Source organism: Terrimonas ginsenosidimutans (assembly GCF_022012415.1).
Lineage (GTDB): Bacteria > Bacteroidota > Bacteroidia > Chitinophagales > Chitinophagaceae > Terrimonas_A > Terrimonas_A ginsenosidimutans.
Map to the genome: position 1 here is coordinate 224,675 of NZ_JAKLTR010000010.1, position 24,569 is coordinate 249,243.

The following is a 24,569-nucleotide window of genomic DNA, read 5'->3' on the forward strand; positions in this document are numbered from 1 at the left end:
GTCTTTGGAAAATGGATAAGACCATACTCAAAACGATAAAAAACCGACCGATTGAAGCTGATCTTCTACAATATTTTCCTTTTTCTCTTCAGTATAGGCGTACGCATCGCAGCATTTTTCAATAAAAAGGCCGGGCTCTGGATAGAAGGCCGAAAAGACATTTTTGAACGATTGAATACGGCCCTACAAGGTCAATCCCATATTGTCTGGATGCATTGCGCCTCGCTCGGAGAATTTGAACAGGGCCGTCCTGTACTTGAAAAGATCAGACAGCAATATCCCTCCTACAAACTGCTGGTAACTTTCTTCTCTCCTTCCGGGTATGAGACCATGAAAAATTATAAAGGCGCAGACTGGATATTCTATCTGCCAATGGATGGACGTTCGAATGCAAAACGCTTCCTGGAGATCGTCAACCCTTCGCTGGTTGTTTTTGTTAAATACGAGTACTGGTATTATTATCTAAACACCGTTCAGCAAAGAAACATTCCCCTCCTGATGGTCTCCGCTATCTTCAGGGAGAACGCTGCCTTCTTTAAATGGTACGGAGGCCTTCATCGTAAAATGCTGAATAGCTTTACACACCTCTTTATTCAAACAGAAGAGTCCCTGCGCCTACTGTCTGCACTGCTTCCGGCAGACAGATTCACGCTTGCCGGGGATACCAGGTTTGACCGGGTGATAGACATCGCAGAGAAAGCAGAACCAATTCCGCTCATTGAACAATTCACCGCCCATAGCAAGACGATCATCGCTGGTAGCAGCTGGCCTCCTGATGAAGCGATCTTACAAACGGCCTTTAACACGATGAAAGGCACTTTCAAACTCATTATCGCTCCTCACCAGGTGGATGAAGAGCACATTTCACAGATCCGGGGATTGTTTCCCGGCTGTCTGCTCTACTCACAACTGCTTTCCGGCGAGCGCCAGCCAACCGAAAGCAATGTGCTCATCATAAACAATATCGGTCTTCTTTCGAGGATCTATCGCTATGCCCACACCACCTATATCGGCGGAGCATTCGGCGCGGGGTTACATAATACCCTTGAAGCAGCTGTATACGGGAAACCGGTCGTGTTTGGAACTGTTTACAGAAAATTCAATGAAGCGATCGGCCTGGTAGAAACCGGCGCCGCATTCAGCATTGCCAATGCAGACAGCTATATCTCCATTCTGCAACAACTTGTTGCAGACGAAGAGTATTACGAAAAAACCTGCTCAGCAGCCCGCGGATATGTATTCCAGCATAAGGGTGCTACAGCAAGGATCATGCATTATATTCAGGAAAAACGCCTTTTGACCAGCTGATCAAACTGCAATACGAGGGGATGATCATTGTCCCAGCCCAGTTTAACTTTCAGTTCCCGGCTGATCCAATAGTCTGCTTCAGGAAAAATATTGAAACCATTGATGGTTTTGATGCTGCGCTCATACATCGCTTCATCACCACGGAAAAGGTCGTTGATGAACACAAACCGGTCATTGATACCGATCGCTTTGCGAAGATCTTTAACAGGAATGTCTTTGAACATTTCCGCAAGCTCGGTTTTTACCTGCTTCAGCTTATCATTGATCGATTCGTCAGACTTATTTACCTGGTGGGAAAGTGTAGGTATTTCATTTAAAGGGTCACTCACGATCTCATGCTGGACCGTTTGCTGATAGGAAGAAGCCTGCTGTGCGAAGGCAATGGTCCTTTTTTCTTCCACTACCACAAATTTCTCAACCTGCCTGGCCACCGGCTCTTCTTTAACAGTTACCGGCTGCGCCTGCACAGTTTTTTCATTCGGGCGTGGCGCATATCTTTCATACTGGCCTGCATCAACCACCTGCGCAACCACCGGTTCCTGATACACTTCAACAGCTGGTTGAACCTGCCTGACCTCTGCCGCCGCCGCCGGAGCCTGCTGGACCGATACGCCTGCCGGCATCACCACGGCCACCTTGGACGTGCCCAGTCGCCTGGCCGATTGCTGGCTAAGCAATTCATTATGTAAACGCGTAACAGTAGCAAGCATATCAGTAGTATCTGCCCCCTGTTCCGCCTGTTCATTTAGTTTCGATATCAATGCCTGTATTCGTTCCATTGCGCTTCATTTGAGTGCTCACATCATCAATTGTGTTCAAAAATCAAAACTCCGGTTTCGTATTTTTATTTTTGAATTTTTACTTTTGACCTTTTTACTCGCGTCACTAAAATTACAAACACTTTGCCAATTAAGTGATTACGCGTTCCGGAATTTAAAATCTTAACAATGTTTATCGAACCCAGCCTGCGCGGAGAACGCCGCGGATGGATAGAAGTGATCTGCGGATCAATGTTCAGTGGCAAAACGGAAGAGCTGATCAGAAGACTGAAAAGAGTGAAGATCGCCAATCTGAAAGTGGAGATCTTCAAACCTGCCGTTGATATCAGGTATGATGAGATCAATATTGTTTCACACGATACAAATGCCATTCTGTCTACACCAATCGATAACTCGCAGAAGATCCTGCTGCTTGCGCAGGATGTAGACGTGATCGGGATCGATGAAGCACAGTTCTTTGATAACGAGCTGCCCAATGTATGTGATGAATTAGCCTATCGCGGCATCCGGGTGATCGTTGCCGGGCTTGACATGGACTACACCGGCAAACCATTCGGCCAAATGCCTTTTATCCTGGCAAAAGCAGATTATGTGACCAAACTCCACGCGATCTGCGTCGTTTGCGGCCATATTGCAAATTATTCTTACAGAAAGATCCCGAATGATGACCAGGTAATGCTCGGCGCTACTGACGTGTATGAACCGAGATGCAGGATCTGCTACAATAAGTAAAAAGTCAAAATTAAAAAGTAAAAAAGATGCGTTACGACTGAACCTTCCTTCAAAACCGGGAGGTTGCGTGCCCTTGGCGCTGTCCCACCATAGCCTCTGAACCGGATGTTTTATTTTTACTTTTTAATTTTGACTTTTTACTTGATTACTTTTGCCCCCTCAGATGAATTCCCTTCGCCAGATATATACGCTTTTAAAAAAAGACCTGCTGCTGGAGATCCGCCAGCAGTATAGTTTTTATGGCATCCTGCTCTATATCGGAGCAACGGTTTTCGTGTTGTTTATGGCAATTGATGAACCGGAAAGTCATGTCTGGAATGGCCTTTTTTGGGTTATCCAACTCTTTATCTGTATAAATGCGGTGGCAAAAAGCTTCATGCAGGAAAGCAGAGGCCGGATGCTCTACTTTTACTCGATTTCATCTCCCGGCAATTTTGTGCTGGCCAAGCTGATCTTTAATTCAGGCCTGATGCTGCTGATGAGCCTGCTCAGTCTCCTGCTTTTTACCATGTTCTTTGGCAATCCCATGGTAAAGGTGGGCGCTTTTATAGGCCTGGTACTCCTTGGAGGATGGAGCCTGAGCCTGATCTTCACCTTTCTCGCTGCTATTGCCGCCCGCGCACAGCAAAATGCCGCCATTATGGCCGTGCTGGGCTTCCCGCTGATCATTCCGCAGCTGTTATTACTGATGAAGATCTCCAACGCAGCCTTTAACCCGATATTGACCATACACGCCGATAATGTCCTCCTGCTTGTCGCCCTGGACCTTATGGTGATCATCCTTTCTGTAATTCTTTTCCCTTTTCTTTGGAAAGACTAGCGATAAAATTCAAAAGTGAAAAGTAAAAATTCAAAAAGACAGGCTGTTTTTTTGAATTTTTACTTTTTACTTTTGAATTTTTACCGGGAGATTGGCGCAATACGGAAATTTTATCCCGGATTAACAGGGGCCGCCTTAATTTTGTGCACTTTTAGGCCTCCCTTTCTAATTGAAAGACAAACCAATGAACCGTAAAAAAAACACATTCGCGCAGTGGTGGTGGAAAATACTTTGTATCGTTTTACTGCTGTTCACTTTTATCAAAGGCCTTACCGTTAAGATCCCGAACCTGCCGGCCCTCGAAGAAACCAGCCGCAACCTGTTCTTTCACGTAGGAATGTGGATGGCCATGATGACCCTGTTCACGGTTTCAGTGGTGAACTCGATCCGCTATCTCCGCACCTTCAATCTCAAATACGATATCTATGCACGCCAGTATTCCGTAATGGGGATCATATTCGGTCTGCTTGGCTATGCAACCGGCGCCATCTGGATGAGCTATACCTGGGCAGACCCCAATAACCCTTTATTCCAGTCATTCGGCGCTCTCGCACGTGAACCCAAACTGATCGGTGCTGCCGTTGCCCTGCTGATATATTTCGCTTATCTCGTATTGCGGGATTCCATTTCCGATATGGACAAACGCGCACGGATCAGCAGCGTTTACAACATATTTGCTTACGCGATGTTATTCCCTTCTATCTGGATCGTTCCGCGCTTGCTGCCAAGCCTTCATCCGGGGCAGGAAGGAAACCCCGCTATGAATTTTAACGATGTGATCCCTGAAATGCGCATGGTGGAATTTCCCGCATTCGTCGGATGGGCATTGCTAGGCGTTTGGATCACTACGCTTAAAATACGTCTGAGTTTAGTAAAAGAAAAAAGAATGAACGCATGAGAAAAATAAAATCACTGCTTTTACTGTTTATAGTACTCAGTTTCACCACCGCAGTTCAGGCACAAACCAATGAAGTGTCAGCGTTTGAACAAACCATGCGCGGCAATGGCCGGATCTACGTAGTGATAGCAGTAATGACCACAATACTGGTCGGATTGTTCCTGTACCTGATCAGGCTTGACAGAAAGATCAGCAAACTGGAAAAAAATTAAAAAGTCAAAATTATAAATTAAAAAAACCTATACAGAACCATTCACTGTCCCACAGTTTTTTAATTTTTAATTTTGACTTTTTACTTATAAAATACGCAGCACAAAATAAAAGTGTCTGCCCTTCGATTGCTATTCGAAAATTAAAATTTGAATTATGTCAGAAAAGCATTACAGTTTTTTTAACGCTGTTGAGAAAAGTTTCGACAAAGCAGCAGGGTTCACCAAATGGGATCCGGGTATTCTGGAACAGATCAAAGCGTGCAACGCTATCTATAGCATGAGATTCCCTGTGAAAAGGGATGACGGCACCATTGAAGTGATCGAAGCTTACCGCGTTCAGCACTCTCATCATAAAACACCTTGTAAAGGTGGTATCCGCTTCGCTGCGGAAGTAAACCAGGATGAAGTGATGGCCCTGGCTGCATTGATGACCTACAAATGCGCTATCGTAAACGTTCCTTTCGGTGGCGGTAAAGGCGGTATCAAGATCAACCCACGCGAATACACCCCATTTGAGCTGGAAAAGATCACACGTCGTTATACATCCGAACTGATCAAGAAAAAATTCATCGGACCAGGCACAGATGTTCCGGCTCCCGATTACGGAACTGGCGAACGCGAAATGGCCTGGATCCTCGATACCTACACCACCATGCACCCGGGCGAGATCGATGCGGCCGGTTGTGTAACCGGTAAACCCGTCTCTCAGGGTGGTGTTCGCGGACGCCGCGAAGCGACCGGCCTCGGCGTATTCTTCGGCCTGCGCGAAGTATGCAACATGCCAGACATCATGGAGAGATTAAAGATGCCCGTTGGTGTTGAAGGAAAACGCATCGTGGTGCAAGGCCTCGGCAACGTAGGCTATCACTCCGCAAAATTCTTCCAGAATGCCGGCGCAACCATCACTGCCCTCGCAGAATATGAAGGCGCTATCTACAATGAGAAAGGACTTGACGTGGATGAAGTATTCAACCACCGCAAAAAAACCGGATCCATCCTCGACTTTCCCGGTGCTAAAAACCTGGCGAAAAATACGGACGCACTGGAACTGGAATGCGATATCCTGATCCCTGCCGCACTCGAGAACGTGATCAACGGCGACAATGCTCCACGCGTTAAAGCAAAGATCATCGGAGAAGCCGCAAACGGACCACTCACTCCTGAAGCTGATGAAGTGTTTACAAAAAAAGGCATCATCGTTGTTCCGGATATGTACCTGAACGCAGGCGGTGTAACCGTTTCCTACTTCGAATGGCTGAAGAACCTCAGCCACGTTCGCTACGGACGGATGGAAAAACGTTTCAATGAAAATATGAACGCCCACATCGTAAGCCAGATGGAAAATCTTTCCGGCAAAAAAATGCTGCCGAAAGAAAGAGAATATATCGTACACGGCGCCGATGAAGTTGATCTCGTTTACAGCGGTCTCGAAGAAACAATGATCACCGCCACTCACGAGATCATGAACGAATGGAAAAATAATCCTGAAATTCCGAATATGCGTACCGCGGCCTACGTTGTTGCCATCAACAAAGTAGCGACCAGCTATGCAGAACTCGGTATCTTCCCATAACTAAGAGGAAAAAAAGGTCAAAAGGGAAAGAGGGGTCATTGTTTTACAATGATCCCTCTTTCCCTTTTTTTAGGTGAAGAGGGAAAAAGGTTAAAGAAGGGAAAGAGTTAATATCCTTCCTCTTTTTTATTTAGCTTTATCCGGGTTTAAAACATCTTTCCCTTTTCCGCTTTTAACTTTTAGCCATGAGAAGTAGTTTGATTGCCTGCCTTTTTGTTGCCTTCACTTTTTCTGCTTTTGCACAGAATAAAAAATGGAAACTGGTCTGGTCAGACGAGTTTAGTTATACAGGTTTGCCGGATAGTACTAAATGGACTGCTGAAGTGGGGGGCAATGGCTGGGGAAACAATGAATTGCAATATTATACTGCCGGACGTTCAGAGAACGCAAGAGTAGCAAGAGGCGTGTTGACCATTGAAGCAAGAAAAGAAGACTGGAAAGAAAAGAATTATACTTCAGCAAGACTTATTACGAAAAATAAAGGCGACTGGCAGTATGGCAAAGTTGAAGTAAGAGCAAAACTGCCGAAAGGGTTGGGCACCTGGCCCGCTATCTGGATGCTGGGATCCGTGCCAAAACTCCGCTGGCCCGATGATGGTGAGATCGACATAATGGAACATGTTGGTTACAATCACGGAATGGTATATGGTACGATCCATTGTAAAAAATACAACCACGTTATCCATACACAAAAATCAGATTCTGTTTACCTGAAAGACCTCTCTGAAAAGTTTCATGTGTATACCGTGGAATGGGATAAAGATGTTCTGAAGATCGGCGTGGATGGCAGAACATTTTTTACATTCAATAACGATCATACAGGATATGACGCCTGGCCGTTTGACAACAAGATGTTCCTCATTCTTAATATTGCTGTCGGCGGCAACTGGGGCGGATCACGCGGTGTTGCAGACAATATCTGGCCGCAGAAAATGGAGGTGGACTATGTGCGGGTGTATAAGGAGCAGTCAGAATGATCACAGGTGAAGACTATACGGCCCTGTAAAAGAATCATGCAGATCGTTTATCATCACCTTATATCCGTTTATATACCCATGGTAAAATTGCGCTGGCTATTAGCATGATTGTTGTACATTACAATTGGCTTATTTCAGTCAGAAAGAGATTCACCCGTGCTGAAAATAATCTCGTTCGCCTGTAAAACCCGGCCTCAGTTTCGCGGATACTTCGCGGGGTATTTGCCTGATGTTCTCCTGAATTTCTCCTGATGCTGGCCTGATGTTGCCCTGATGTATACCTGACGTTTACGAGATGTTCACGTGATGTTTACGTGACTCATATTCAGTCTCTCTATAGTGTCGCTTCATATTCTCTATATTATCAAAATACTATCCAGCTATCAATCAAGACAAAAGAGAAAAGCACACAAATAGCCCGTTAACAACAGCCAGCTGGCCCGGTTGGCCTTCCCTCCCCTCAGGCATCACTACGGCTTTACTGCCTTTAACAAAGGCCGCTTATCCTGCTCTTCATACGGTTTATAATCCAGCGGAAGCAGGTTGGCGATCTTTTCACCCCAGCCCCAGTAGGACATGCTAAAGACCTCCTGCGGCGGAAAATAACTTCCGTTTGCATCTATAGCGATCGCATTTCGATTCTGGAGCCAGATATGCGAACGCTGATAAAAGGGTTTCCGCTGTTCCTGGTGAAAAAGAAGATAGCCCGGGTCCTCCAGCTCATGCTTATACGTGATATAGAGATAATCTTCAAAGAAAACTGCTTTATACTCACCCTGCTGTTCAATAACAATACTGTCTGCTGTCAATAAATGACGGCCATAAGTATCGATATGGTCTTCCTGCGAAAGCACAGACCTGTAATAATCATTCGAATCTGCAACAAATCTGAACGTGTCAACAGCCGTACCTTGCGGAACCGCTGTAATGCCCGCTTTGCCAATGCTGATCATATTTATTTTCTTCTTTGTTCCTGACGGACCGGACATCGAAGCAGGGCGGTATAATTTACGTACCCTTTCTTTTTCAAGATTTGGCGTTCGCACCATTCTCCTCACTTCAAATCCTTCGTCTGCCAGCGTGTTGCTGTAAACTGATCGCATAAAATGCATCATCGAACCATAATAAGCTTTATCGCGGCTGCGCTGCCAGCGGCGCTGCAAACCTTTCCTGCTTTTTTCTATCTCTTCGAATAAAGGATAGCCTGCGAAATAAGTGACCTTGGTTTTGTAATTGACCTCAAAGTCTTCCAGCTGATATTTAATAATGTAACCAAGCGCCTTATTTTCCAGGATGATCGGCTCGTCCGAATAGGCCACAAGACGATTGCTTTTTTTATAGTAACGAAAACGAATGGATTTCTCATTCCGGATCCTGCATTGCTTCGCATTTGGTGTCTGACCAACAAAATTCGTCATGAATACCTCCCCCCAACGATCCCACCCCTCCTCCACAGAAGGTTCTACCGTTACATTGGCAAGCTCCCTCACCTTCGGCTGCAATTCCACCTTTATACGCGTTGGCAATTTGTCGGTGGTAAAACTGTACACTACGGTTTCATACCCAACAGAGGAAATGATCAGGTCGTATTTACCAGGAGGAATATCAGACAACTCAAAAGATCCGTCCTTTGTGGTAACGGTACCAAACGATGTATTACTGATAAACACACTGCTGCCCGGTAATGGTTCCTGCGATGACGCATTCACAACCTTGCCGGAGATCGTCCGTTGAGCTGCAACACTTCCTGCCATGAACAGGAGCAAGCAAAAAAATGCCGGTATCTTGTACATATCGGCAAATTAGCTATAAAACGGAATAACTAAAAATATAGTTCAAGAAAGATCTTACTATTCCAGGCCAAACATTCCCTTATTCAATTGCTGAAGGATCTGCATTTTATATTTCGCATCGATCAGCAGGGAGATATTATGCGGGCTGCCGCCGTAAGAAACCATCCGCACAGGGATATTCATAATTGAACCGAACAGTTTTTTAACAATATCTGTTGTTTGAGCGATCTCGTTTCCTACAACAGAAATGATCGTCTGGTTGTGATCAACTTCTGTAGTGCCGAACGGCTCAAGCTCTTTCAGGATCTCTTTCAGGAAAGTCGGACTATCGATCGTGAGAGAAACAGCCACTTCAGAAGTAGTGATCATGTCGATCGGGGTACGGTATTTCTCAAATACCTCGAAGATCTTTCTCAGAAAGCCATAAGCCAGCAACATCCGGCTGCTCTTGATACGGATCGCAATGATATTGTCTTTCGCGGCTACAGCCTTAACACCCACACCCGCGGCCTGCTCAGCGATCAATGTACCTTTTGCTTCAGGCGCCATTGTATTCAGCAGCTTGACAGGAATTTTATATGTTTGGGCCGGCCAGATAGAAGCCGGGTGAAGGATCTTTGCACCGAAATAGGCCAACTCTGCCGCTTCATCAAAACTCAACTGTTCGATAGGTACCGTTTTCTTTACCACACGCGGGTCATTGTTATGCATACCATCGATATCGGTCCAGATCTCACACACACTGGCATTGATGGCAGCCCCTATCAGCGAAGCAGAATAATCACTGCCACCACGCTTCAGGTTGTCCACTTCACCACGCGCATTGCGGCAGATATAGCCCTGCGTAATGAACAATTTCTTATCCTTATGTTGCTGCAATTGCTGGGTCAGCTTTATTTTGATGCTGCCTATTTGAGGCTCATCATAGCTGTCGATCGTCATGAACTCTAAGGCCGGCAGCAGTGCATGTCCGATCTCCTGTTCTTCCAGATATGCGGCAAAGAGTTTGGTAGACAGCAATTCTCCCTGCGCCAGTATATCCTTATTCAGCGCTTCGCTGAAAGAAATACGCAGGATGATATTCAGAAATTCGAAATGCTCTGCAACGATCTGCCTTGTTTTTTCGATCGCAGCAGGCTTCTTCACCAGTTCAGCAATGAATTGTTGATAATGTGCTTCCAGCTTATCAATAGTCTGTTTAGCTGCAGAACGGTCACCTTTAGCAATGTTCTCGCCAATTTCTACCAGGGCATTCGTTGTGCCTGAAAGGGCAGAAAGCACTACGATTGTAGGCTCTTCTTCCTTCGTTACGAGCGAAGCGATGTGATGCATACGTTCAGGCTTACCAACACTGGTGCCGCCAAACTTCATTACTTTCATGATTAAACTTCCCTTGCGGTTTTGTTTTAAGGATTTAAAGAGGTGCTGGCAAAGATAGCCAAGAGATAAATGGAAGGGATAACGAAAAACGAAATTTTCGTGCTTTTTTCAAGCTTTTATCGAAAAAAACCCTATACCCGGTGGTTATATAGCAGATAACTATCTTATTTAGTTGCTATGGCCCATATTCATTAAGGTGTTTTCATCCGGTACTGCACAACTGAATCGAGTTAAAAAATCCGATCTCTTTACCATCCTGTCTGGTCAGTTCAGGTTTACCGCTAATGTCGCAGGGATCGCAAGAAAGAATAGCGAACATGCATTGCTGACCGGTTCAACAATATAACGGGGATTGACAGGCGGTTTGCCGTATATAGTTCACTATCCCCTGTCACACTCAGCGCTTCGTATAGATATACCTCCGGATCAGGCTTGGCTCTACCTGATCCTTTGTAAGACGAAGGATGGGATAGCCATCAGCCCTGTACTTATACTCATAGATCTCCAGATAATCATACCCAAATGAAGGAGTAAATTCATACCTGGCTTGCCAGCGGGTAAAATTGTTCACAGCCGATTCGCCCAGAACATTTCCATACGACGTGGATGTTGGATAACGCAGTACTGTTCTCAACAAAGGGTTGGGTTTACTATCATAGGATAACGATTCGATTGAAACAACATTGATGCCCGAGCCAAAATCGAATGTTGTATCTTTTGAGCTGAGCAGGTTGCCGTTTAATCTCACGAAATGACTGTTCGTATAGTTGGTAGATACACCGCTGGCTGATATCTTCTTTCTGTCAATGCGGTAGTGCCCGTCATCGATCCTGGTAAAGGTTGAAACGGTCGTACTTTGATATACCTGATCTTCATTAGCTGAACAAACGGAATCTTTGATCACTATTCCTGCGCTGTTGTAGAATAAATAAGTGGTGTCATAACGGAAGATGGTAAACCCCGCAGAATAGCCTCTGGATCCAGCTAAGTTTACGATTTTGTAAGGAAGAGAGTCACTGCCGTTATAGAAATAATAATAGTCATCTGTAAGATCAGCCCCGGGTACTCCAAGGAAATATTCTCCAAACCAGACATAAGACAACCGTCCCGACGCATCGTATTTATAGATCGTATGCTGTGAAGTGTCCAGACCGGTTGTAAACATTGTATCAAGCTCAATAACCTGGCTGATGTAGATACTGTCATTCGTTTCAGGCGGCGGTAACATGTCGTCCACCGACGGTTGACAGGAAAATAAAACAAACGATGATAGCACTAATACTGGAAATAAAAATCTCATAAAAATAGCTTGATGAGGTTCAAAGATGTATAGATGCGGGAGTTCTTCAGGACAGGTAAAGACCTGTTTTCAATGCCCCCGGCAGTTGCCTGTCCTGGACCGTATCCGGGTTTGTGATTCCGACGGGATCCCGGTGATTATGGAAGAATGGGTTTTCCTGTTATCCAATTGAAAAGATGAGGAACAACGTCCTCCTGCTCTGTTCACAGTTCTTACGTTACAGCCTTGCTGACCATGTTGCTTTCGCAGGTTGAGTACGTACTGAGAACCGTATCTGGAAACATTAACAGGGTTGTCAGAAACATTGCACAGTGGTTTTCATAAAATGATTGAATACTTTCTATAAGCTGACGCCAAATTTCTTTCCTGTTTCCTCCAGATCCTTCACCACGGTTTCCAGTAAAGGAATTCCATTCTTGCTTCTTGCTGCTTCCATTTCTCTTTCCGGATCTCCGGGCACCAGCACCTTTTCTTCACCGGGCATGGGTTGAGCCGCTCTGAAGCCTTCTATCCAATGATCCATACTCTGCTTGAATTCTTCCGCCGGACGGAATGCATCGATCCGCATCGCTCCAAGAAAATGGCCTATTCCCTTTCCGGGTTGCTGAGCCGGCATCGGAACATAAGCCGGAAACGGAGGAACCCAGGGAGCATAATTTGCGCCGCTTAATAAAGCAGAAAACAGGTCAACTATTGCACCCAGGGCATAACCCTTATGACTGCCGTGCTCGCGGTCGCCACCTAATGGCAACAATGCACCACCCTGTTTCAGAATATGCGGATCATTGGACGAATTTCCTTCCTTGTCCTGCACCCAGCCAGTTGGTGTGGGCTGACTTTTTCTTTGCAGGATCTCCAGCTTTCCATTTGCCGCTGTGGTAGTGGCAAGATCGGCGACAAACGCAGGTTGTTTACCCGCAGGCGCTGCAACGCAGATCGGGTTCGTGCCAAGCATTTTATCAATGGAGAAAGTGGGTGCCACCAGCGGACTTGCATTCGTCATTGCCCAACCAATCATATCGTGTTCCAGCGCCATCATCGCATGACTGCCCGCAATCCCGAAATGATTGCTGTTGCGGACACTGACCCAGCCCGTCCCCACCTGTTTAGCCTTGTCAATAGCAACCTGCATCGCATAAGGCGCGATCACCAGACCCAGCCCACTATCACCATCGATCACTGCCGTAGAAGGCGTTTCATGAACGATCCTGATATCCGGCGTTGCATTAACGCGTTTCACCTCCCACAGCCGCACATAACCACTCAAACGAGCCACACCGTGTGAATCGATCCCGCGTATATCAGCAGATAACAACGATCTCATAGCTGTTTGCGCATGCTCCTCAGAACAACCGATCGCCTTAAAAACCCTAACCGTAAAATCAGCCAGCTGCTGATAAGAAAATACTTGTGTTGACATGCCGCAAAGAAACGAAGAAATCGTTGACCGTTGACCGTTGACCGTTGACCGTTGACCGTTGACCGTTGACCGTTGACCGTTGACCGTTGACCGTTGACCGTTGACCGTTGACCGTTGACCGTTGACCGTTGACCGACACAAATTAAAAGCGTGGGGCTATCGTTTATCAACGATAGCCCCACGCTTTTAATTTGTACCCGAAGATCCAATTTTATTCCACCTCACTCGAATTCCGGACAACGGACAACGGTCAACGGACAACGATCTCAAAACGGCAGATCATCAATCTGATCCGCTTCGCTCGAAACGCTTGCCGCCGCAGTATTTCCGGCAGAGGCTCCGTTACCATAAGAACTGCCGCCACCAACAGTATTTTCGCTTCTTCCTCCAAGCAGTTGGATATCACGAACACGCATGGAGAGCGAAGCGCCTGCCGTACCATCCTGGCGGGTAAATGATCTTACCTCCGGTTGGCCTTCCGCAAAAACCTGCTTGCCCTTTGTCAGATAAGGCGCAAGCGCTGTACGATCTGTCCAGTACGCACAATCCACCCAGATTGTTCTCTCCTGGTTAACGCCTTGACTATCTTTATATTTTTCGGTATGTGCTACTGTAAAGTTGATCACGTTCTTCCCATTCACGGTGTTAACCACGCAATCCTTGCCGAGGTTACCAATAACTTGCATTTTAATCATAGTGCTCTGTTTTAATTTTCGTAATAATATGTAGCGGCAAGTTAGCATTATTCTCCACCCGCAGTGCCACACTAACTTGGTTTGCCCGATGCAAAACAGGCTTTGTGAATAACTTTTAACAGTTGCCGCTACTGAATGCAATATCCAACCTTTACGAGGCTATCCCATGAGCAAAAAACATTATTCCGGCGTTTTTTTCTGATGGCAGTCTGACCGTTGTCGGTTGACCGTTGTCCGTTGTCCGTTGACCGTTGACCGTTAACCGATGGCCGATGATCGATGGCCGATGGCCGATATAAACCATAATAGAAAAGAGGCTTTCTGAATCAGAAAGCCTCTTTTCTATTAGCCTGTATCATACCGCGGAGCTCGGCCATCGGCCATCGGCCAACGGCCATCGGACATCGGTCAACGGACATCGGTCAACGGTCAACGGTCAACGGTCAACGGTCAACGGTCAACGGTCAACGATCAACGGTCAACGATCAACGATCAACGCTTCCTACTCCCCTCTCCCACTCGCCGCATCAATCACTCTTCCAAAGAAGATCGCATTCATGAACAGCTTACTGCCGCCCAGCCAAAATGCACGGAAATTCGGGTTATCGGCAATACTGATCACTCTTCCTCCGCCGACTGTATTCACCACTACCGCGGCTGAGTTCTTTACGGCATCGAGATTCTCCCTGCTAACCCAACCACTTTGCATTGGCTTGGCTCCATAGAAGAAAGGTGTTGCATAAGGATTCTTGCTTTTCTCCATAAACACCCGATTCGCTTTGAACAGGCTTACCGTTTTCTGGTTGTACCCATACGCCAGCGGGTGTGTAAGATCAGCTTCCGCACCAAAGATGGCTCCGCTCATACGCTGTGCGCCATCCACCTGTTCGCGGTCTACATACACTGCTTTCTGAGAACTATCCACCGGTGCCTTTGTTTTTTTGAATGAAACATTGCTGATGCCATTCTGTGCCGCCCATTGAACAGCCTCTTCTGTCAGTATCAGTACACCACCGGCCTGCACCCAGCTTTTCAGTTTCTCCTTGTTCAATTCATTATACGAACCGCCCACCATGATCAACGTGTTGTACTTATCTACTTCAACGCGATTGAACGCCGACGGCTCAAGGTGTGTTGCCGGAATGTTCATCCGCTGGTCAAGCAAATGCCATACTTCACCCGCATCTGTTGCATTTACACCAGCCCCGGCAAGCATCGCCACACGCGGCTCAGCAACCGGCGCAAATTTGCTGCTGCCCAGGTCACTGCCGCTGTTCACATTACCACTGTTGACGGCCCATATCCTGATATAGTTGCGGTCAGCCACTCCCTTCAATACCTCTGCCAGCTGCGCGCTTCCCAGCCTTTGCTGCTTTACAGGGATCATGATCGTTCCATAATCAAACGATACATTGGAACCGCTCACGGGGATCTCGAATTTATTTGTGGCAACTTTTACCGTCACACCCGCCTGCTGCAATTCATACAATGCGCGTGGAGCATATAATTCATCCCAGGTGAACAGGTATGCATATTCGCTTTTGCCGGTTAATTCCCCAACCTGCTTCGGCAGATCGGTGATCTTATCGCCCGCAGCCGGTCCATACTGCGCTGCACTCAGCTCTGCAGAAGGAAGACCAAAGGCCAGCGGCATGGTCCAGGACGTGATATCATAGAACAGGCTGTCTTTGTACGTAAATGTTTTCTCAAAGATCGCACGGATCAGCCTGTACTGAGGCTGATTGGTCGGCACTACATACGAGCTGCCCGGCTTGAACTCACTGCCTTCCGCCGAAAACTTATTCTTCACCGACAATACTTCTATCTGATGACGGCGAAGCATCTCCGCAAAATGAAAGGTCTTTGCTTTATCCTGTTCGTCTCCGAACACATACCCCTTCACCGCTACGCCTGCAGATTCTGTCATAGCTGATCTGTAAAAATCTCTTTGCCACTGCAGGAATTCTTTGCGTAACGCTTTTGCGCCTTCGAGTGTTGACAGCGCCGTTACAAACTGATTGCGGATCGTGAATGGGAAGCTCAGCAATCCATTCGATGTCTGCTGCAGATGCCCTCTCGAAGAAGCCTGTTCAAACAGGATGCCTATTGCTCCGTTCACATCAGGATAGGTTGATCCCTTTCCATAATAGAAATCGTCATAGTTCTCTTTCGTGAAATACAATGAACCGATACGATCGAGGAATGCTGCGTGATATTTACCCAGTTTGCCTGTCAGCTCCTGGTTCTTATCCGGCGTGATCGGGTTTACCCTCGATGGAACACCCGGCTGGAAAAAGAATGTTGCATTGCTTCCCTGCTCATGGTGATCGGTAAGAATGTTCGGTTTCCATTTATGAAACCACTCCAGCCTGTTCTGACTTTCCACATGAATGGCCGGCAGCCAGTCGCGGTTCAGATCAAACCAGTAATGATTAAACCGTCCGCCCGGCCATACTTCATTAAACTCGCGGTCATTCGGATCGCTGACAAGGTTTTTGCTGCGATGCTGGTTCACCCATCCGGAGAAGCGTTGCATTCCATCCGGGTTGAAGGAGGGGTCAAAAAGAATAACTGTATTTTCAAGCAGTTCATCTATCTGCCGGCCTTGTGCAGCCGCAAGATAGTAAGCGGTAACAAGCGAGGCATTGGTTCCGCTTTGTTCGTTTCCGTGGATGGAATGACCGATCCAGACAACTATCGGCATATTCTCAATATTCAGTGAACCTGACCGCGCAGGATCTGTCAGCTGCACATGTTGCTGACGGATCTCTTCCAGCCGCTGGTGGTTTTTGGGAGAGGTAATGACGAGCAATACCTGTGGTCTTTTCTCATAAGTAAGTCCCATCAGCTCCAGCTTGATCCTGTCCGGCGCTGCCGTAGCTACCGCCTTCATATAATTCACCAGGCGGTCATGCGTGATGTGATACTCACCCACTTCGTGATAAACAATGTCTTTGGGTTTGGGAATCGCCGGGTTGTAAGACACACTGTCCGGCAAATAATACTTCAGGTCCTGAGCCATAACACATGCGCCCAGCCCCATTAAGGCAATAATCAGAGCAAGTTTCTTCATATACAGTTAGTTAAGTATAAAAAGGGAAGATAAGCAAGAATTTGAAAAAAGCGCGGGATCGTTGATCGTTGACCGTTGTCCGTTCACCGTTGTCCGTTCACTGTTGGTACACAAACAATTGAACTAAATAGCTTTCGGGGTGTTCTTTCGGCAGGGCTAAGATTGATGCATCCAAGCTCAATCGTAATTCACTAATAATCAATATCAGGAAATAAACGTTTCACATCAGGCAACGGTTAACGGACAACGGTCAACGATTTTCTTCATACCTTTGCCTCTTGCAATTTTTGTATTATGAGCCGTAAAGGAAAAGTGCTGGTAGCCATGAGTGGCGGTATCGATAGTACCGTAGCTGCACTCATGCTGAATGATGAAGGGTATGAAGTGGTGGGGATCACCATGAAGACCTGGGATTATGCAGCCAGTGGAGGAAGTAAGAAGGAAACAGGCTGTTGTAATGTAGACAGTTTTAATGATGCGCGGCAAGCCGCCGTTGAGCACGGTTTTGCCCACTATATATTGGATATCCGCGAAGAATTCGGCGGGTTTGTGGTGGAGAATTTTGTGGATGAATACCTTGCAGGGCGGACCCCAAATCCCTGTGTGCTCTGCAATACGCATATCAAATGGCGGGCTTTGATGAAACGCGCGGATGCGCTTGACTGCGAATTCATCGCTACAGGTCACTATGCAAAGATCAAACAGCATGAAAATGGCCGTCATTTCATCAGCAAAGCCATTGATGATACCAAGGATCAGAGCTATGTATTGTGGGGTTTACAGCAGGACCTGCTGAGCCGCACACTGCTGCCTCTTGCTCCTTACCGCAAAACAGAGATCCGCGAAATGGCGCTTAGTTACGGTTATCCCGAACTGGCCAAAAAAAGCGAGAGTTATGAGATCTGTTTTGTACCGGATAATGATTATCGCGGGTTCCTGAAAAGAAAAGTGGAAGGCCTGGAAGAACGTGTTATCGGAGGAAATTTCGTGGACAAGACCGGCCGCATCCTTGGCAAGCATAAAGGCTATCCATTCTACACGATCGGGCAACGCAAAGGCCTGGACATTGCACTGGGGAAACCCGTATTCGTGACCAGCATCAATCCGGATACCAATACCGTTACACTGGGTGATGAAGCAGACCTGGAGCAAAATGAAATGGTCGTCGGAAAGCTGAACATGATGAAGTACGACACAGTTACCCCCGGCATGGAAGCTATTACCAAGATCCGCTATAAAGACAAAGGCAGCCTTTCAAATATCTACCCGGAGAACGGCGGCATGAAAGTCCGTTTTTATGAGAACGCAAAAGGGATCGCTCCCGGGCAAAGCGCTGTGTTCTACGAAGGCGATGACGTGATCGGTGGCGGGATCATCCAGAGAGGTTTTGCCATTGTATAGATGTGTGAAGCGATTACCAGGTTATCATCCGCCGGGTTGATTTGGCTTTCAGACAGCCTCGGGAACCTTCGCGATGGCAGCTACTGCCTGGATAGATCTTTCAGCGAATTGGCGTGGAGATCCCATAGAGGTAACGGCCATTCCTTCCATTAAGCACAGATCAGCTCCTTTCTGTAGAATATCAACTGCGGAATCTGCGGGGCCCTAAGCCAGACAAAGCAATATTTTCTCCATTCAAACGTTAAAGTGTTCGCAGCTAACTAACTGTGTGATAGGCCTTAATCATATCCCTGCATTCTTATGAGAACATTTTCTACCCGCTTTTTCCTGATATTTTCTGTTCTGACACTGGGCCTGATCTCCTGCTCGGAAGAAAAAGAGGAATGGATCGCCACAGAGCCGGTGGCCGAATATCTGCCACTCCAGGTTGGGAAATACATCACTTACAGGGTAGACTCTCTGGTTCCGAATCCCGCGTTCAATACCTCCCTCGAAACACATAGCTACCAGGTAAAGCACGTCGTGGACGCTGCCATTACAGATAACCAGGGACGCCCTTCCTACAGGATCTACCGGTTGATCAATAACGCCGCCGGCACGGGTCCGTGGACTGCCTCCGGTTCCTATTTTATCACACCGCTGACAAACCAGGTTGAAGTGGTTGAAAATAACCTCCGCTTTATCAAACTCCGCGAACCAATGCGCGAAGGATTCACCTGGAAAGGAAATGCCTATCTCCCCAATAATCCATTCGAAGCTTTTGGGTACAACCTGAGCATCGACAATTCAATGGGAACCTGGGATTATACTTATGACCTGTTCGAACCTTCGACGGTGATCGGCGGCCAGACCTATGAGAATGTATGGACCGTTGAACAGATCGATGAGTTCAAAGGCGACCCCGTTTTGTACCCGCGCGACTATGCCAATAAAGTAAGATTTGTTGAAAAATACGCAAAGAACATCGGCCTTGTATACCGTCAGCTGATCCTCTGGGAATACGAGACCAATACCACCGCAACGCCGTCTTATACTGGCTTCGGCATCACCATGTGGATGGTCGATCACAACTGATCAATACTATTTTTCATAATGGAATAATGCAGCAAAGAGCGTGTCAGCACGACGCTCATATCCCTGGAACAATGATGAACGGACCAGCTTAAGCGCCGTATTCTGTGTTGCGAAAGCAACGGCATCCTCATTCTCTTTTTTGTAAACCGAACAGGTGATATACAAAAAGTATCCGCCGGGTTTAAGATGCTTCCAGGTATTGAGAATGATCTGCCGCTGACGGCTTGCATACTCTTCTATTTTCCCCTCGCTGAAAAATACAAGCTGCTCCGGCGTTCGCCCCCAGGTACCGCTTCCTGTACACGGAACATCCGTCACAAGCAGATCAAATGATCCATTTGGCTTAACAGGCTTGCTAAGATCGGCTACAAAACCTTTGTACTGTGTGATCCCCGCTTCGCGAAAACGTTTATTCAGATTTGCCAGAATATTCTCTCTCACATCAGAAACAGTCAGCTGTACTCCAGGATAGCGGTCATAGATAAGCAACGACTTACCTCCGCTTGCAGCACAACAGTCCCAAACACTTTTCGGAACAAACCCTGGTACACTATCGAGTAATTCTATCACGCGCTGAGAGCTGTTATCCTGTATCACCGCATCGTGATTGATACTCACTACATCGTCCAGCTTCGACGCATTGGGAAGCGCAAGACAGTCGTTACTGATCACTTCAAACGAAATACCCGCGTCTGCGAGCCCCGCTTTCACCCGCTCCTCTCTTCCCGGCCTTAATCGCAGAAAAAGATCAGGTTGTATAAAATGGGATAACACGAACGGATGCCGGTCCACCAGTGGCGAAACCTCCGTGATCCCGGGAAACAATTGCCCCGGCTCAAAAACATGCCCTGTCAGCGCCAGTTTCTCCCCAATGCTCAATGAGACATTTGCATTCCACTCAGGCTTTTCCAGGCCCAGCAATCGATCGGGCTCTCCGGCACTAAGAAATAATCCCAGCAGGATCCGCTCCTGCAGCTGAAGCTCCTCCCCGATCTTCCCCAGCCTGAAATAACTGTAACACAATGAAGAGATCCTCTTCCTGTCCTTCGACCCGTATTTTTTATCCGCCTTGAAAAAATCCTTTATAAACAATCCAAACGGCTGCGCTCCTTTGTATTGCGTCAATATCAATGCTGCCGTATTTAAATGTGAATAATGCTTCATGTGATGTGCAAGATACGCAAGGAGAATGGACGACGAACTATAGGCAGCAGGCCATCACCGCTGCAGATGCTGAATAAAGCCCAGACAAAGCATATGCATCACAGATCGTAAAATGCCTGGCCTCATTCACCATCTGCTGTCGGTGGTCCATGGTCCGGGCTCTCCGGCCCACACGAAAATTCCCTATCTTACAACTACCATGCGCCTATCCTTGCTCACAACGATCCTGTGCGTTTTATCCTTTGCAGTTCTTGCGCAGGTCAAACCCTTTTCCTTCCGTAATATCAGCATTGACCAGGGCTTATCTCAAAGCAGCGTTGTGGATATTATGATCGATAAAACCGGCTTTACCTGGCTGGCAACGCAGGATGGGTTGAACCGGTACGATGGACATTCCTTCATCAAGTTTCCACTAAACTTCGATGATATTACAACTCCGGCAAACAATCAGCTCGGTAAGATCGCTAAAGGTGATGCACACTCACTGTGGCTGATAACACGGGGAGGACGCCTGCAGAAAATGGACCTGCTCACACAATCCATCTCCCCTTTTTCCAAGATCAAAAATGAAACGATCCCTCCCGTGAGCTGCATACTGCAGGACTCATCATTCTTAGTCATCGGAACCATCCGCGACGGATTGTGGATCTACGATCACACCAAAGATCAGCTGCATAAACTTTCAACAGGAACCCATCCGGGATTGACCAGCAATGGCATTAAAAAAGTATTCAAAGACAGCAAGAAGTGTTACTGGGTGTTGACCGGCAGCGGTGCAGTATTGTTGTCTCCTGAATTAAAGATCCGGGAGAACTTTTTATCCGACAGTGAGCAGCATATTTCACCAAGCTCTATTACAGAAGATGCGGAAGGCCGTATCTGGATCGGCTCTTTCGGCAAAAGCGTTTTTTATAAAGAACCTGACGATACCAGCTTCAGGCAATTCACTCAAACAGGCAATCATTTGCTGAAGAATGACCTGGTGGTGGAAACGATACATGCTGATCAGAACGGCTTGCTTTGGATCGGAACATTCACTGATGGTCTGTACGTTCTGGATCAGCGCCATCAGATCATACATCATCTGCTGCCTGACAGGAAAAATCCTTTCTCTATCGGGTATCTGGACGTACTCTGCATGGCGGAAGATCAGCATGGCGGACTGTGGATCGGAACAGATGGAGGCGGCGTAAGTTATTACGATAAACGGCTTGACAACTTTGAAACATTCTCGCGGAACAACCTGCCCGATCATATTTCCATCGAACAGGTAAGAGCTATCACAACAGATCGTGAGAATAATATCTGGGTCGGCACTTCGGTAAGTGGCTTGACCTTTTTAGGAAAACAAACAACACCCGTCGGCAATTACAGGAAAATAGGATCATTGCTCACTGATCAGGATGGTGATATCTGGGTCGGAACGCAGGAGAACGGGTTGGACCTGATCGATGCGCGCAGTAAAAAAGTGATCAGGCGCTTTTTACCGGGCCAAACTATCTGGAATATGATACTGGACCCTTCAGGAAATATCTGGGTTGCTACGCGAAATAATGGGATCTCACTGGTCAGTAAAACCAAAGGGCTATTACTTCATTTAGACGAACATTCTTCGCCATCCCTCGCCGAAAACAATGTAAGGGCGCTGGCGATCACCCCGGATCATAAACTCTTTATTGCGTTTGAACGATCAGGCATTCAGCAATTGGACATCGCCCGGCGAAAGCTGATCGCACTGCCTTCCCCGATCGACAGCATATTTGACGGATCGGTCCTCGTCCGCTCAATGTACCTTACCCCAAAGACATTATGGATCGGGACATTTGGAAATGGTCTTCTCGCATTCAGGCTTACGGATGGAAAGGTGACCGCCATTACGGAAAGCCAGGGGCTTCGCAACAATACGATCTACGGGATACTACCCGATCAGGACGGCGGGATCTGGTTAAGCACCAACAAAGGCCTTTGCCGGCTTCGCCTTGCAGATCCGCCTGAAGAAGTCCGTAGATCAGATATGTATTTCTTTTCCATGGAAGATGGGTTGCAAAGCAACGAATTCAATACAGGTGCACATCACCGTTCTCCTGACGGAACACTTTTCTTCGGAGGGATCGCAGGACTCACCCGCTTTCATCCTGCCGGACTCTCTACCGGTGGTAGACCCGCCAACGTGATCATCACCGATGTGCAGGCAGAAGGAGAAACACTGCACACTGATACATTGATCATCTATAAGAAAACACTGAAACTCCCCTACAAACAAAACTCCCTTTCCTTCACATTTGCCGCACCCGATGTGTTGTCTGCGGGCCGCTTGCATTACTCCTATCAACTGGTTGGATTTGATAAAGACTGGATCGACGCCGGCACACGCAATTATGCAGCATACACCCATCTCCCCGCGGGGAAGTATCGGTTCAGGGTAAAAGCAAGCCGGGATCTTTCAACGGAACCATCACAGATCACTTCACTGGAGATCATCATCAAACCTCCATTCTGGCAAACGGTGTGGTTCATCAGCCTCTGTGGGCTTTGCATTGCAGCTTCTTTATATGGCCTTTACCGGAACAGGATCAGCCAACTGATCCGCTTACAGAAAGTGCGCAACCGCATCGCATCGGATCTTCATGATGATATTGGCTCGGCATTGACGCATATTAATATCTTGTCTGAATTAAGTAAAACAGGTATTGATCCAAAATCGGAAACATCCCTTTTCCTCAACAGGATCTCCGAAGAAGTAACCACCTCCGGTCAGGCGCTCGATGATATCGTATGGAGCATTAATTCCAATAACGATACCATGGAGCAAATGGTGGCCAGGATGCGTCGCTACGTGGCTGAGGTATTCGAAACAAATATCGATCACTTCTCTCTTGAATTTGATGACAGATTTGCCCACCGGAAATTGAACATGGAACAGCGAAGGGATTTCTTTCTGTTATTTAAAGAGCTGATCAATAATACATATAAACATGCCCGCGCATCGAAAGTGGATATCAGGATCTGGATAGAAAAGAACAGGCTTAATATGTATATCTCGGATAATGGCTGCGGTTTTGACAAAACAATAGAGACCAGCAGAAATGGATTAAAGAACATGCAGGCAAGAACAGAAAAATGGAGCGGCAGTTTCACCATCAACACGCAACCGGGAAAAGGGACCATCACCAATATCTCAATGCCATTAGTGTAAACCACACAAATGAGTGATTAATGCGCTCTTTAAAACGTTTAATTTTATTACAGCAAGCCATCATTAACCAAAATGCAGATTATGTCGCCCAAGATCATCCTTTTTGAAGATAACGACCGCTTACGCGAATCGCTGGCCTATCTACTTAAGATGAATGGCTATAACGTTGCCGGCGATTTCAACAATTGCAACGACGCAGCTTCCATCGCAAGAACGTATGAGCCGGATGTGGTCCTGATGGATATTGATATGCCGGGCAAGACCGGTATTGATGGAGTATCACTGATCAAAGAAGCCCGCCCTGAAACAGCGGTGATCATGTATACTGTTTTTGAAGAAGAAGAAAAACTCTTCAAATGTCTTTGCGCAGGTGCAAATGGATACCTGCTGAAAAAAACGCCCCCCTCAAAGCTATTTGAAGCAATACATGATGTGGTGGAAGGCGGTGCGCCAATGTCACCAACCATTGCAAAAAAAGTATTAGGAACATTCCAGGTTAAACCTGACAGTACCAAATATAAACTATCGCCCCGCGAGATCGAAGTATTGCAATGGCTGATCAAAGGGTATAGTATCAAACTCATCGCATCAGAAATGCAACTTGCATTTGACACCATCCGGTCTCATCTTAAGAACATTTACCAGAAACTTCACGTCAATTGCGGTAAAGAAGCTATAGCCAAAGCGCTCAGCGAGCGCATCGTTTGAAACCGCCGTCTATGGGCTATCCCGCCACCCTCCGGTGCTCATTTTATTTTAATCTTTGGGCTCATT

At 46.8% G+C, this 24,569-nt stretch carries 19 protein-coding genes; 11 read left to right on the forward strand and 8 right to left on the reverse strand.

What is annotated here, in order from left to right:
* The first annotated feature begins 51 nt into the window (after positions 1-51).
* The gene (locus tag LZZ85_RS16435; RefSeq protein WP_237874332.1) at positions 52-1,308 is read left to right on the forward strand and encodes a 3-deoxy-D-manno-octulosonic acid transferase; all 1,257 of its coding nucleotides are present in this window, start codon (positions 52-54) and stop codon (positions 1,306-1,308) included.
* On the opposite strand, the gene LZZ85_RS16440 is transcribed toward LZZ85_RS16435, so the two are convergent.
* On the reverse strand, positions 1,281-2,087 hold the full coding sequence (locus LZZ85_RS16440) for a DUF8457 domain-containing protein (RefSeq protein ID WP_237874334.1): 807 nt from the start codon (positions 2,085-2,087) through the stop codon (positions 1,281-1,283). The two genes, LZZ85_RS16435 and LZZ85_RS16440, sit on opposite strands and share 28 nt — an antisense overlap.
* A gap of 168 nt (positions 2,088-2,255) precedes the next feature.
* On the opposite strand from LZZ85_RS16440, the gene LZZ85_RS16445 reads away from it, so the two are divergent.
* The 6 genes from LZZ85_RS16445 to LZZ85_RS16470 all read left to right on the forward strand — a co-directional run bounded on the left by LZZ85_RS16445 (position 2,256) and on the right by LZZ85_RS16470 (position 7,299).
* Entirely contained in the window at positions 2,256-2,819 is a 564-nt protein-coding gene (locus LZZ85_RS16445) for a thymidine kinase (protein WP_237874336.1), read from the forward strand.
* Between the two features lie 163 nt (positions 2,820-2,982).
* Positions 2,983-3,639, forward strand: coding sequence for a heme exporter protein CcmB (locus LZZ85_RS16450; RefSeq protein WP_237874345.1), 657 nt, complete (start codon positions 2,983-2,985; stop codon positions 3,637-3,639).
* Positions 3,640-3,823: 184 nt separating this feature from the next.
* Entirely contained in the window at positions 3,824-4,537 is a 714-nt protein-coding gene (locus tag LZZ85_RS16455; RefSeq protein WP_237874347.1) for a cytochrome c biogenesis protein, read from the forward strand.
* Positions 4,534-4,749 carry a CcmD family protein gene (locus tag LZZ85_RS16460; RefSeq protein WP_237874349.1) on the forward strand — a complete coding sequence of 72 codons (216 nt, stop codon included), beginning with the start codon at positions 4,534-4,536 and terminating at the stop codon, positions 4,747-4,749. The genes LZZ85_RS16455 and LZZ85_RS16460 overlap by 4 nt, the downstream gene beginning before the upstream one ends.
* Positions 4,750-4,903: 154 nt before the next feature.
* Positions 4,904-6,322, forward strand: a complete 1,419-nt coding sequence (locus LZZ85_RS16465) for a Glu/Leu/Phe/Val family dehydrogenase (RefSeq protein ID WP_237874351.1) — start codon at positions 4,904-4,906, stop codon at positions 6,320-6,322.
* 185 nt (positions 6,323-6,507) lie between these two features.
* The gene (locus LZZ85_RS16470) at positions 6,508-7,299 is read left to right on the forward strand and encodes a glycoside hydrolase family 16 protein (protein WP_237874353.1); all 792 of its coding nucleotides are present in this window, start codon (positions 6,508-6,510) and stop codon (positions 7,297-7,299) included.
* A 470-nt stretch (positions 7,300-7,769) separates the two neighbouring features.
* Here the strand turns inward: LZZ85_RS16470 and LZZ85_RS16475 are convergent, their stop codons facing one another.
* The 6 genes from LZZ85_RS16475 to LZZ85_RS16500 all read right to left on the reverse strand — a co-directional run bounded on the left by LZZ85_RS16475 (position 7,770) and on the right by LZZ85_RS16500 (position 16,960).
* Positions 7,770-9,092, reverse strand: coding sequence for a carboxypeptidase-like regulatory domain-containing protein (locus LZZ85_RS16475; protein WP_237874354.1), 1,323 nt, complete (start codon positions 9,090-9,092; stop codon positions 7,770-7,772).
* Positions 9,093-9,149: 57 nt separating this feature from the next.
* Entirely contained in the window at positions 9,150-10,472 is a 1,323-nt protein-coding gene (locus tag LZZ85_RS16480; RefSeq protein ID WP_237874356.1) for an aspartate kinase, read from the reverse strand.
* Positions 10,473-10,869: 397 nt separating this feature from the next.
* Positions 10,870-11,700 carry a hypothetical protein gene (locus LZZ85_RS16485; RefSeq protein ID WP_237874359.1) on the reverse strand — a complete coding sequence of 277 codons (831 nt, stop codon included), beginning with the start codon at positions 11,698-11,700 and terminating at the stop codon, positions 10,870-10,872.
* A gap of 412 nt (positions 11,701-12,112) precedes the next feature.
* On the reverse strand, positions 12,113-13,192 hold the full coding sequence (locus LZZ85_RS16490; RefSeq protein ID WP_237874361.1) for an Ldh family oxidoreductase: 1,080 nt from the start codon (positions 13,190-13,192) through the stop codon (positions 12,113-12,115).
* A gap of 266 nt (positions 13,193-13,458) precedes the next feature.
* Positions 13,459-13,887, reverse strand: coding sequence for a single-stranded DNA-binding protein (locus LZZ85_RS16495; RefSeq protein ID WP_237874363.1), 429 nt, complete (start codon positions 13,885-13,887; stop codon positions 13,459-13,461).
* A gap of 502 nt (positions 13,888-14,389) precedes the next feature.
* Positions 14,390-16,960, reverse strand: coding sequence for a M14 metallopeptidase family protein (locus LZZ85_RS16500; protein ID WP_237874365.1), 2,571 nt, complete (start codon positions 16,958-16,960; stop codon positions 14,390-14,392).
* Between the two features lie 294 nt (positions 16,961-17,254).
* Here LZZ85_RS16500 and mnmA point away from each other — a divergent pair, with 294 nt between their 5' ends.
* Both mnmA and LZZ85_RS16510 read left to right on the forward strand, forming a co-directional pair.
* Entirely contained in the window at positions 17,255-18,361 is a 1,107-nt protein-coding gene (gene mnmA, locus LZZ85_RS16505) for a tRNA 2-thiouridine(34) synthase MnmA (protein ID WP_237874374.1), read from the forward strand.
* A 300-nt stretch (positions 18,362-18,661) separates the two neighbouring features.
* Positions 18,662-19,435: a hypothetical protein gene (locus LZZ85_RS16510; protein WP_237874376.1), complete on the forward strand. Its 774-nt coding sequence runs from the start codon at positions 18,662-18,664 to the stop codon at positions 19,433-19,435.
* A gap of 6 nt (positions 19,436-19,441) precedes the next feature.
* On the opposite strand, the gene LZZ85_RS16515 is transcribed toward LZZ85_RS16510, so the two are convergent.
* Positions 19,442-20,599 carry an RsmB/NOP family class I SAM-dependent RNA methyltransferase gene (locus tag LZZ85_RS16515; protein WP_237874378.1) on the reverse strand — a complete coding sequence of 386 codons (1,158 nt, stop codon included), beginning with the start codon at positions 20,597-20,599 and terminating at the stop codon, positions 19,442-19,444.
* Between the two features lie 112 nt (positions 20,600-20,711).
* Between LZZ85_RS16515 and LZZ85_RS16520 the strand changes: the two genes are divergently transcribed.
* Together LZZ85_RS16520 and LZZ85_RS16525 are read left to right on the forward strand one after the other, a co-directional pair.
* Positions 20,712-23,795 carry a sensor histidine kinase gene (locus tag LZZ85_RS16520; protein WP_237874381.1) on the forward strand — a complete coding sequence of 1,028 codons (3,084 nt, stop codon included), beginning with the start codon at positions 20,712-20,714 and terminating at the stop codon, positions 23,793-23,795.
* A gap of 81 nt (positions 23,796-23,876) precedes the next feature.
* Positions 23,877-24,503 (forward strand): response regulator transcription factor, encoded by a 627-nt coding sequence (locus LZZ85_RS16525; protein WP_237874383.1) that lies wholly within the window; start codon positions 23,877-23,879, stop codon positions 24,501-24,503.
* The last annotated feature ends 66 nt before the right edge of the window (positions 24,504-24,569 follow it).